Raw genomic sequence first — 10,170 nt, forward strand, 5'->3', positions numbered from 1 at the left:
ATTTAGGGTAAAAAAGAAAGCCAAAAAATACCCTGTACAGGGTATTTTTTGGCTTTCTTTTTTACCCTAAATTTGTTCTGGGTGATTAAGCAATTTTTTTATTCACGGTTTTCTAACCATAAGGGATAAAGCGAAAGGGGCTTTATCCCTATTTTTTTTAATACCTAAACCCAAGCTTAATTCCCCCGTACCAGTTAATCCCCGGAGCAGGCTGAAAAAACCTATTGGCAAACGCATTCAAATCATTCCCCAAACTGTAGGTTTCATCCAAAAGATTATCTACACCCGCATATACTTCCAAGTCCCAACGCCCGGCCAATACATTGCGCCATCCCAATCGTGAACCCAGTAAATTATAGGCATCCTGAAAAACAGTATTGGCATCGTTCAGCGGAATCTCATCCACATATTGATGGGTTACATTCAGATAAATCCCTAATTTACTCCGGATATCCAGGAGGTTGACCAAGGTATTGGGAGCTACTCCAGTCAGTTGGTTGCCAGAAAAATCATTCCCCCTACTAGAATAGTCTGAAAACTTAAAATAATGCCCTGTAAAAGCATGGCTCAACTTGACCTCCTGAATTGTGGCCAATTGATTTTTATAAACAGCATAATCAATGCTCGCCTCGAACCCCCTTTGGTCCGTGGCACCAGCATTTTGGAACAGTACAACTCCCTGATCATTGGTAAATGTCGTGATGGTCTCGTTGAGGTTAAAATAAAAAGCTGTTAGGTCCATATTGAAAATCCCATAACTCCCACGATACCCAAGCTCATAATTGGTCCCCCTTTCTGCCTCCAAATCCAGATTAATACTGCCCTCATTGGTCCTGACTTCTGCTATAGTAGGTGGTGAGAAGCCTGAACTTACACTGGCATGAATTCCAGAAAAGGGGTTCAGCTTGTAAACAAAAGCAATCCTGGGAATAAGAATTGGATCAAAGCTCCTGTTATTGGCCATGGGACTGTTGGGACTGGCATCAATTTGACGGTCGATATTGTACTTGGAGTAATTGTTGCTCATGCCCAGGGTCATCAGCAATTTAGAAGTCCATTCTATCTCAAACTGGCTGAATAAAAAAGCCTGGGTAGTAATCAGATCATCACTAAATCGTATCGTATCCGCATTCCCTTGTCTATTGCCAAAATTCTGCGCCAGGGTTTTACCATATTGGTATTCTCCACCTGCGATTATTTTTACCGGAAAATCCCCCCAAATGTCATCATAAGTAAACTTGGTCCTACCACCATAGCTGAACGCTGTTTCTCTTTTGTAATCAAGAATAAAGGGATTTTCAAATTCGGTTGTATTCACATAAAGGGCTGTATTATTTCTAATTTTATCATGAAACTTTATCTCATGGGACAAAGTCCCATAAAGTGTTTTTTGGGCAATTGAACTATTTTGCGCCACAGATCCAGGACGTGCCTGTCTTCTATCTTCCCCGACTTGTTCCGCTGTCAATGCACCTGGAATCTGATAATTCAAATCCGAATACAGTATTTGGGCAGTCAAGAACTGTTTCTCAGAGGGCTTGGTATTCAAGGACAGCTGAAAAACTTTCCTATCCATGGCGCTGTGTTCCCTGTAGCCATCAGATTTTTGGTGTACGTAGGAGGCGCTTATTCCCCCTTTGCCTATTTGTTGTTCCAAACCAATTCTGAATCTTTGAAGGCCAAAATCGCCAAAACCATACTCCGTGGAAAAACTATTTTCGGATACCTCCTTTCTACTTTCAAAACTGATAACACCTCCATTGCCAGCTCCATAGATACTTCCCGCAGGACCCTTGATAATTTCGGAATTTTGAATATTGGATAAATCCAGAATATTCAGTGCAGTAGTGCCATCCGGTGCTGTGAAGGGAATATCATTCCAATATACCTTTACATTACGCACACCGAATGGTGAACGTAAGGAGCTGCCTCTGATGGATATCCTGTAGCTCGCCGGTGCCCTTTGCTCAATACGTACGCCAGCTTTGGTATTGAAAGCACTCAGGATGGAGTTTTCATTGAAACGATACAATTCATTTTCAAGGACCTTGGAAATGGCCCCCGCTTGATGTACCAAAGGCCTTTCTGACTCAAAACCTGTAACCACTACTTCACTCAAGGACTGGGCAGTTGGAATCAGATAAACAGTACGCTCTTCGCCGGGGCTTACCTGTATTCCCACTGATTCATAGGCAATATGCGAAAATGAAATAAAAAGGCTCTTCGTTATTTCCAGTTCTACCTTCCCCTCCACATCACTGACACGGTTAGCTTGCCCGGGAACTTTTACCATAACCCCAATTACAGCTTCACCGCTATTTTGATCCACAAAGACCAATTTGGTTTGAGCAAGTGCTGAAATGATAGTAAAGGATATTAGGGAAATAAATAAGCTTACGTACTTCATGTTTTCTAATTTGAACTGAAAACTAGTAAAAAAATAGCTGGTTTAGACCAATTTTCGGATGAAAGGACAAACCGATTAAATACTTCACACCTGAATAACCAGCAGCTAAAGGTATTTAATGATAAGAGCAGAAAGCGAAAAACCAATCCGTTTAGAAAAAAACACAGTACAAAATAAAAAAACCCCGCATTTCTGCGAGGTTTTCGTACCAGGAGCGGGAATCGAACCCGCACGGCCTAATGGCCACAAGATTTTAAGTCTTGCGTGTCTACCAGTTCCACCATCCCGGCTTGCCCTATCACTAGGGTACTTTTCTCTAAACAAGAAAGCCCTTTTTTCAAGGGCCTTAAGTTGAGCGAGAGACGAGATTCGAACTCGCGACCCCGACCTTGGCAAGGTCGTGCTCTACCAACTGAGCTACTCTCGCTTTTCATTAAACCACTTCAACCATCTGTCTCCGTGTTTTGTGTGTGCAAAGGTATATCAGTTTTCTAATATTGCAAAACGCACTTTCATATTTTTTAAGGCCTCACAAAGAAAAAATTGCTGATTTTTGAAAATCAGAGGGTTAATTTATTCCATTAGACATCAATGTAGATAAAACCTCTGCCACGTTTTTGGCTTTCAGCTTTTTCATTATACTTTTCCTATGTGTAAAAACAGTATTTCTTGAAATGAAAAGACGGTCCGCAATTTCCTGAGAATTCAAGCCTTTAACCATATAGGACGCAATTTCCAGCTCCTTTTTTGTCAGCGGAATATTATTAGGTTTTTTATCATGTTTTTTAAAAACCACTTTTTCTCCGTTCTCCTTGGTGTAGGAAAAACTCCAATCATAACCGGTAAGGTGTTCATGATTGTTGATCTGAAAGCCAATATGAAGGTCATAGATGAAGTTCCCCTGGTCGTCAATTAAATAAGGCTTTGCCTTAGTAAAAAACCAAATCTCCCTTTGGTCTTCCTTGTGCAACCACCTTAAAGTATAGGAAAGCTCGAACGTCTTCTTTTCAGCAAGACTGGCAGCTTTAAATACTTCAAGCACTTTATTATTGAAAGAAACATGCTCTTGGGCATCCTCCGGATGCAGTGCAGAAATAACACCTGCCATCCCATTTTCTTTGAAGAATTCGGCTTTATGTCCACTAATTTCTTCAATATTTTCTGTAAAAAAAGCGAGACTCAGATCCCTGTAATCAAAGCAACCGATGATAATGCCCTCTTTCATTGCCAAACTTTGGCTCATGACCTTTAAATCGCGAATCAATTCTCTCTCTTCAGGATAATCAATGGTGCGTTTTCCCTTCCAATAAGAAAAAAAATCAGAAATTTTATTCTGTTTTTTAAGCTCCTCTAATAAACTAATTTCCATAGGGTCTATCCTTATGCCTATTCAATAAAACAGTAATATATAAAAAACGGGAAATTTATGCTTCTAGTTTCTTTTTTATTTCATTCAACTTAATCAGAGCCTCAATTGGAGAGATCGTATTGATATCAATTTTAGCAATCATCTCTTTCGTTTCTTTGAATTTTGGGTCCATATCAAAAAGACTCAACTGATAATTATTCTTGGGCATGTCCTTTAAATTATTTTTGGAAGCATGCATGGCCTTGTCTTTTTCAAGGTGACCCATGATTTCCGCCGCACGGAGCACCACAGGATTGGGCATGCCTGCCATTTGCGCCACATGAATCCCAAAACTGTGCTCACTTCCTCCTTCTCTTAGCTTCCTCATGAATATTACCCTGTTTCCTACCTCTTTGACCGAAACATTGAAATTTTTGATTTTTGGGAAATCATCCGCCAACTGATTGAGTTCGTGGTAATGGGTGGCAAATAGTGTTTTTGCCTTGGACTTGGGATGGTTATGCAAGAATTCCACAATGGACCATGCAATTGAAATCCCATCATATGTTGAGTTGCCCCGTCCAATCTCATCCATCAGGACCAAACTTCTATCAGAAAGGTTATTCAATATGCTTGCGGTTTCTGTCATTTCTACCATAAATGTAGACTCTCCCTTGGACAGGTTGTCGGAAGCTCCTACTCTGGTAAATACTTTATCTATGATCCCTATTCTTGCGTAAGAGGCCGGTACAAAACTGCCCATTTGTGCCATGAGTACAATCAATGCTGTCTGCCGGAGCAATGCAGATTTACCGGCCATATTTGGTCCTGTAATGATCATGATCTGCTGGTTTTCATTGTCCAGATAAATATCATTGGGAACATACTCCTCTCCTGCCGGTAATTGTTTTTCAATAACCGGATGTCTTCCATCCTTGATTTCCAGGGCATCAGTATCAGAAATTTTTGGCCTACTGTAATTATTTTTTTGGGCCACATGGGCAAAAGACAAAAGGCAATCAACCGATGCAAGAATACGTGCATTTTGCTGGATGTGAGTTACATAACCGGCCGCATCAAGAACCAAAGCTTGGAAATACTTCTGCTCTATTCCAATCATCCTTTCCTCGGCATTGAGTATTTTTTCTTCGTACTCTTTGAGTTCGGGGGTAATATACCTTTCCGCATTGACCAAAGTCTGTTTTCTGATCCATTCTTCTGGTACTTTATCCTTGTGAACATGGGTAACCTCAAGATAATACCCAAATACCTTATTATAAGCAACCTTTAAGGAACTGATTCCTGTTTTTTGCATTTCACGTTGCTGCAAGGCCACCAAATAATCCTTTCCGGATTTGGCAAGATTCCTGTACTCATCAAGTTGTTCGTCCACACCCGTACAGATAATCCCTCCCTGATGCACCAACATAGGAGCATCTTCTTGGAGCTCTTTGTCAATTTTTTCTAATAGGAAAGTGCAGGAATTGATTTGATCCGCAAGCTTTTTTAAGGAAGAGTTTTCAGAAGACTGCATCAGATCCCTGATTGGCATCGTACTTTTTAAGGCTTTTTTCAATTGGTTCATCTCTCTTGGATTAATTCTTCCAACAGCCACCTTTGAAATCAAGCGCTCCAAGTCTCCAATTTGTTTGAGATGTACAAAAATATCCTCCCTCAATGTGGCATTTTCATAGAAATACGCGACTACCTTTAGCCTTTCTTCAATGGAATCCTTTTCTTTCAAAGGCAGTACCATCCATTTTTTCATCATTCTTGAACCCATAGGGGTGACAGATTGATCAAGGATTTGAATTAATGGCACTCCTCCGTCTTGCTGGGGATAAATCAGCTCCAGGTTCTTAATTGTGAATTTGTCCAACCAAACATACTTCTCTTCTGCAATCCTGGATATTGCTGCAATGTGTTTGACCTCTTTATGTTCTGTTTCTTCCAAATAGTACAGTACGGCCCCGGCTGCAACAATACCGAGCTCGAAATTTTCAATACCAAAACCCTTCAGATTTTTGGTCGCAAAATGGCCAGTTAATTTCTCATAAGCATAGTCATATTGATAAACCCAATCTTCACAATGGAAGGTCGTAAATTGGTCTTTGAGTGCTTCCTGTACTTTTTGCTTGGATGCCTTGGAATAAATTAGTTCGGAGGGAGTAAAACTTTGTAACAGTTTGTCAATATAGTCCTGTGATCCTTCTGCACACATAAATTCACCCGTGGAAAGGTCCAGAAAGGCGATACCCATATTCTCCTTTCCATAATGCAGAGATGCGAGGTAGTTGTTTCTCCTTTTGTCAAGTACATTGTCATTAAAAGAAAGACCTGGAGTAACCAGCTCCGTCACTCCCCTTTTTACTATTCCCTTTACTTCTTTTGGATCTTCTAATTGATCACAGATGGCCACCCGATTACCTGCCCTGACCAATTTAGGCAAGTATGAGTCCAAGGAATGGTGTGGAAATCCGGCCAACTCAATATGAGAAGCTGCACCATTTGCCCTTTTTGTCAAGACTATATCAAGGATTTTTGAAGCCAGCACTGCATCTTCACCAAATGTTTCATAAAAATCACCTACCCTAAAAAGCAATAAGGCCCCAGGATGCTTGGCTTTGATGGCATTGTACTGTTTCATCAATGGAGTTTCTTTTGCCTCCTTTTGTTTTGCTTTGGCCATATGCTCCCAGGATTAAATCTTTATGCTAATTTTGATCTGCTTCAAAACCTGAAATTAAGATATATCAAAAGGTAAACAAAACCTCATGAAAAAATTAAGTATGGAAGAACTCAACCGGCTTTCAGTGGAGGAGTTCAAGAAAAAAGATAAATCCCCTATAGTGATTGTACTGGATAATGTAAGGAGTTTAAATAATGTAGGTTCGGCATTTAGAACCTCAGATGCATTTTTGATTGACAAAATTTGCTTGTGTGGAATAACGGGAACTCCCCCACATAGGGAAATCCAAAAAACTGCCCTAGGTGCCACTGAATCAGTAGAATGGGAATACTATGAGCACACTTTAGATGCCTTCATATCACTAAAAAAGGATGGTTTTAAAATTTGTGCCTTTGAACAGGTCGATCAATCACTAGCGCTGCATACATTTTCACCAAAAAGAAATGAAAAATATGCCCTTGTTTTTGGAAATGAGGTCTTCGGTGTTACAGAGGAAGTGATTAAGGCATGTGATTTCGCATTGGAAATTCCTCAATTAGGCACCAAACACTCCCTAAATATCTCTGTCAGTTTGGGTATTGCACTATGGGATTTCACAGTAAAATTAAATTTAATTGATCAGGATACATAAAAAAAAGAGATCACGCGATCTCTTTTTTTATTTTGGATTTATTGGTATTTGCATTTAATCTTCTTTGAACTTATCTACGATATATAGAAATAAATTGAATGATAAAGTAGACATTCCTTCTTTTCTATTTTCTTTTTCTCCTCCCTGCCTATATATCGGATTTTCTCTTCTAACGGCATTTTCAACTGATTGGAATTTAGTATTGGAGGATTTTAGTGAATTGGATTTGGCATTTTCTTGTTTCCATTCCACTGAATTGCTTTCAGGACTTTCAAACTGACCCAATTCATCAGTATTTTTTGGAACATCCTGCATTCCTCTTTCACTTTGGCCAAAAGAGTTGAAACTCAACAAAAAACAAACTATCGTTCCGGATAGGAAAACGCGCAATCCTTCAAAAGAATTTTTGTTAGTTGATGTCATTTGTGAGGTAGGTTTTGTTTAATTTAACTCCGATAATCAATGCTATGTTTCAAAAATAATAAAAATATTTCTCAATGCAAACGATTGACTTTTGTGATTTTCAAAGAATAGACCTTAGAATCGGCACAATTAAGAAGGCGGAAAATTTTGAAAAAGCAAAGAAACCAGCCTACAAACTTTGGATAGATTTAGGCACTTTGGGCATTAAAAAGTCCTCAGCGCAGATTACTGCCCACTATCAGCTAGATGAGTTAATTGGAAAACAGGTTATATGCGTTTGCAATTTTCCGCCAAAACAAATAGCCAATTTTATTTCTGAGGTTTTGGTTACAGGATTTGAAGATGGGGAAGGGGGGATAATTCTGGCTTCTGTGGACAAATGTGTGCCCAACGGGTCTAAATTACTTTAGTTGGGCATATAAATTTTTAGCCCTTCTTCTGAGATTTCAGTTTTGAATATTTTTAGATCAGAACAGTTGGCCTGGTTGCATCTTCCAGTCTCTAGATCAAAACGGTACTCGTGCAGCGGGCAGATAACTTCTTTGAACTTATTAATCGTCCCCTTTCCTAAATCCGCTTTTCTATGAGGACAAGCTTGTTCAAATGCAAAGTAATTATCTGCTATCCTGCTCATACAGATTTTGGTATTTCCCAGCCTGACTGTTTTTATTTGGCCTTCAGGAACCAACCTTTCCACCTCCTTTTTCGTCCTTCCAAGGATAAACGTTTTCATAGACAACCTTAATATGATATATTTAATATATAAACTTAAACAATAAATCATTTATGAAAAAGATATTCATACTTCCTCTCCTATTCTTAGCAAGTATTATTCATGCACAAACCATAGAAGGTGCTTGGAAAATGACCCATCAGGATGGTAAAGAAATGAATGATAAGGAGTTTATTAAAATTTATCAAGACGGATACTTTGCTTTTGGGGCTAAGGAGTTGGGGTCGAACAAGTTTATTGGGGCTGGTGGAGGAGAGTTTAACCTTGAAGGAAATACCTACAGTGAAACATTGGATTTCTTTACAATGATTCCTGAAAAAGTAGGGGCCACCACCGTCTACAATTTGGATAGAAATGGAAACAGGTTCGTTATTTCTGCGGAAATTGACGGCAAAACACTGGTGGAAATTTGGGAAAAAATTGGAGATACAAAGGATGACCTCACTAGGAATTGGGTATTTACAGGCCGAAAATCAGATGGTGAAATTTCAAGATCAACCCCAGGTCCAAGGAGAACAGTAAAAATACTGAGCGGTGGAAGATTTCAGTGGATAGCTTTCAATTCTGAAACCAAAGAATTCATGGGTACTGGCGGAGGAACCTATACTGCAGAGAATGGAAAGTACACGGAAAATATTACATTTTTCTCCAGAGATGATTCCAGAGTAGGCGCAAGTCTGAGCTTTGATTATGCTATCAAGGAAGGTGAATGGCACCATAGTGGAATGAGTTCCACTGGAAACCCAATTTATGAAATATGGAGTAAATATGCTGATGCCTATAAGCCAGGCAAATGATAAAACCTCGGGCAGTTATAGCTGGGCAGCTTCAAATTTGCCCAGCTTTTTCTTTACTCCAATTTTTTACTTCTTCATAGCGCCAACATGAGATCAAGTGGTCATTGACGATGCCTGTGGCCTGCATATGAGCATAAAGTATGGTGCTGCCTAGAAATTTAAAGCCTCTTTGCTTCATATCCTTGGCCAATTTATCGGAAACAGGAGTCCTTGCAGGAACTTCGCTCAGACTTTTCCATTGGTTCTGAATGGGAACCCCATCCACAAATCCCCAGATGTAGGTACAAAATGAACCAAACTCTTGCTGAACCTCAATGAATCGCCGCGCATTATTGACAGCAGATCTGATTTTAAGTTCATTTCTAACGATGTTTTGGTCCTTGATAAGTTCTTGGATGTGTAACTCTGAAAACTCCGCTACTAGATTATAATCGAAATCTGCAAAAGCCTTCTTGTATCCGCCCCGTTTTTTCAATATGGTCGCCCAACTTAATCCTGCCTGTGCACTTTCCAGAACCAAAAATTCAAACTGCTTTCTTTCTTCCCAAACAGGAAAACCCCATTCCTCATCATGGTACCTCACATACTCTTCAAAAGCCAGGCACCAACCACATCGGCATTTATTATCTGCAAGTATCTCGCCCATTTGCTCAAGAATTTTAATCTATCATTTCTAATAAAGTTCTAAAAGTAATCAGCTTTTCACCAAACCTTTCTTTGGTATCCTGCTGTAATTTTGGCGCATAACTCCTCTGATATTCCATGATCTTTTCCATTGAATCCGCAAAATACTGTACGGAGTAGTTGACACTTCCATCTTCAGTATCATGAAGTATTTTATAAATTTTATTCTCAGTAAACATTCCAGTAGCCAAAACATCAGGAATATGAATCCCTTTCATCCAGATGATCCAATCCTCCTCTATGTCCTTCTCAATATTGACGGTTACATTATACAATAACATATTATTATGGTTTTATTTTTACATTTGTGGACTTCACTCATCAACAAATATACGTTCATGTAGTTAAACAATTCGTCTAATTAACGGAACAGTCCTCAATTATGTCATACAAAATAGAACAAGAAACCAAAGGGAAACTTCATAAAGAGCGTATACACTGGGGTGAAAAAAACCTTC

General features: G+C 39.3%; 10 protein-coding genes and 2 tRNA genes. 3 read left to right on the forward strand and 9 right to left on the reverse strand.

The genetic code is table 11. The features are described from left to right. Positions 1-157: 157 nt before the first annotated feature. The 5 genes from QZT73_RS09430 to mutS form a co-directional block, all read right to left on the reverse strand. Positions 158-2,407 (reverse strand): TonB-dependent receptor, encoded by a 2,250-nt coding sequence (locus QZT73_RS09430; protein ID WP_291777549.1) that lies wholly within the window; start codon positions 2,405-2,407, stop codon positions 158-160. A 206-nt stretch (positions 2,408-2,613) separates the two neighbouring features. Further along, a tRNA-Leu gene (locus QZT73_RS09435) sits at positions 2,614-2,697 on the reverse strand. Between the two features lie 64 nt (positions 2,698-2,761). Further along, a tRNA-Gly gene (locus tag QZT73_RS09440) sits at positions 2,762-2,834 on the reverse strand. A 141-nt stretch (positions 2,835-2,975) separates the two neighbouring features. Next, positions 2,976-3,776, reverse strand: coding sequence for a helix-turn-helix transcriptional regulator (locus tag QZT73_RS09445; RefSeq protein WP_291777551.1), 801 nt, complete (start codon positions 3,774-3,776; stop codon positions 2,976-2,978). 55 nt (positions 3,777-3,831) lie between these two features. Beyond that, positions 3,832-6,444, reverse strand: a complete 2,613-nt coding sequence (gene mutS / locus QZT73_RS09450; RefSeq protein ID WP_291787800.1) for a DNA mismatch repair protein MutS — start codon at positions 6,442-6,444, stop codon at positions 3,832-3,834. Positions 6,445-6,529: 85 nt separating this feature from the next. Here mutS and QZT73_RS09455 point away from each other — a divergent pair, with 85 nt between their 5' ends. After that, on the forward strand, positions 6,530-7,075 hold the full coding sequence (locus QZT73_RS09455) for an RNA methyltransferase (protein WP_291784484.1): 546 nt from the start codon (positions 6,530-6,532) through the stop codon (positions 7,073-7,075). 54 nt (positions 7,076-7,129) lie between these two features. Here the strand turns inward: QZT73_RS09455 and QZT73_RS09460 are convergent, their stop codons facing one another. Further along, positions 7,130-7,498 (reverse strand): hypothetical protein, encoded by a 369-nt coding sequence (locus tag QZT73_RS09460; RefSeq protein WP_291784486.1) that lies wholly within the window; start codon positions 7,496-7,498, stop codon positions 7,130-7,132. Positions 7,499-7,572: 74 nt separating this feature from the next. On the opposite strand from QZT73_RS09460, the gene QZT73_RS09465 reads away from it, so the two are divergent. Beyond that, positions 7,573-7,908, forward strand: a complete 336-nt coding sequence (locus QZT73_RS09465) for a tRNA-binding protein (protein WP_291784488.1) — start codon at positions 7,573-7,575, stop codon at positions 7,906-7,908. On the opposite strand, the gene QZT73_RS09470 is transcribed toward QZT73_RS09465, so the two are convergent. Continuing rightward, entirely contained in the window at positions 7,905-8,231 is a 327-nt protein-coding gene (locus QZT73_RS09470) for a Rieske (2Fe-2S) protein (protein ID WP_291784490.1), read from the reverse strand. The two genes, QZT73_RS09465 and QZT73_RS09470, sit on opposite strands and share 4 nt — an antisense overlap. Positions 8,232-8,284: 53 nt before the next feature. On the opposite strand from QZT73_RS09470, the gene QZT73_RS09475 reads away from it, so the two are divergent. Further along, positions 8,285-9,028 carry a hypothetical protein gene (locus tag QZT73_RS09475; RefSeq protein ID WP_291784492.1) on the forward strand — a complete coding sequence of 248 codons (744 nt, stop codon included), beginning with the start codon at positions 8,285-8,287 and terminating at the stop codon, positions 9,026-9,028. A 31-nt stretch (positions 9,029-9,059) separates the two neighbouring features. On the opposite strand, the gene QZT73_RS09480 is transcribed toward QZT73_RS09475, so the two are convergent. Both QZT73_RS09480 and QZT73_RS09485 read right to left on the reverse strand, forming a co-directional pair. Then, positions 9,060-9,674, reverse strand: coding sequence for a DNA-3-methyladenine glycosylase I (locus QZT73_RS09480; protein ID WP_291784494.1), 615 nt, complete (start codon positions 9,672-9,674; stop codon positions 9,060-9,062). Positions 9,675-9,687: 13 nt separating this feature from the next. Further along, positions 9,688-9,993 carry a DUF4286 family protein gene (locus QZT73_RS09485; RefSeq protein WP_291784496.1) on the reverse strand — a complete coding sequence of 102 codons (306 nt, stop codon included), beginning with the start codon at positions 9,991-9,993 and terminating at the stop codon, positions 9,688-9,690. Positions 9,994-10,170: the final 177 nt, after the last annotated feature.

Origin of the sequence: Cecembia sp. (assembly GCF_007126775.1) — a bacterium.
Taxonomy (GTDB): domain Bacteria; phylum Bacteroidota; class Bacteroidia; order Cytophagales; family Cyclobacteriaceae; genus Cecembia.

Excerpts from the sequence above, each read along its gene's own strand:
- QZT73_RS09430 (WP_291777549.1), bottom strand. The coding sequence starts at position 2,407 with ATGAAGTACGTAAGCTTATTTATTTCCCTAATATCCTTTACTATCATT.
- QZT73_RS09445 (WP_291777551.1), bottom strand. The coding sequence starts at position 3,776 with ATGGAAATTAGTTTATTAGAGGAGCTTAAAAAACAGAATAAAATTTCT.
- mutS (WP_291787800.1), bottom strand. The coding sequence starts at position 6,444 with ATGGCCAAAGCAAAACAAAAGGAGGCAAAAGAAACTCCATTGATGAAA.
- QZT73_RS09455 (WP_291784484.1), top strand. The coding sequence starts at position 6,530 with ATGAAAAAATTAAGTATGGAAGAACTCAACCGGCTTTCAGTGGAGGAG.
- QZT73_RS09460 (WP_291784486.1), bottom strand. The coding sequence starts at position 7,498 with ATGACATCAACTAACAAAAATTCTTTTGAAGGATTGCGCGTTTTCCTA.
- QZT73_RS09465 (WP_291784488.1), top strand. The coding sequence starts at position 7,573 with ATGCAAACGATTGACTTTTGTGATTTTCAAAGAATAGACCTTAGAATC.
- QZT73_RS09470 (WP_291784490.1), bottom strand. The coding sequence starts at position 8,231 with ATGAAAACGTTTATCCTTGGAAGGACGAAAAAGGAGGTGGAAAGGTTG.
- QZT73_RS09475 (WP_291784492.1), top strand. The coding sequence starts at position 8,285 with ATGAAAAAGATATTCATACTTCCTCTCCTATTCTTAGCAAGTATTATT.
- QZT73_RS09480 (WP_291784494.1), bottom strand. The coding sequence starts at position 9,674 with ATGGGCGAGATACTTGCAGATAATAAATGCCGATGTGGTTGGTGCCTG.
- QZT73_RS09485 (WP_291784496.1), bottom strand. The coding sequence starts at position 9,993 with ATGTTATTGTATAATGTAACCGTCAATATTGAGAAGGACATAGAGGAG.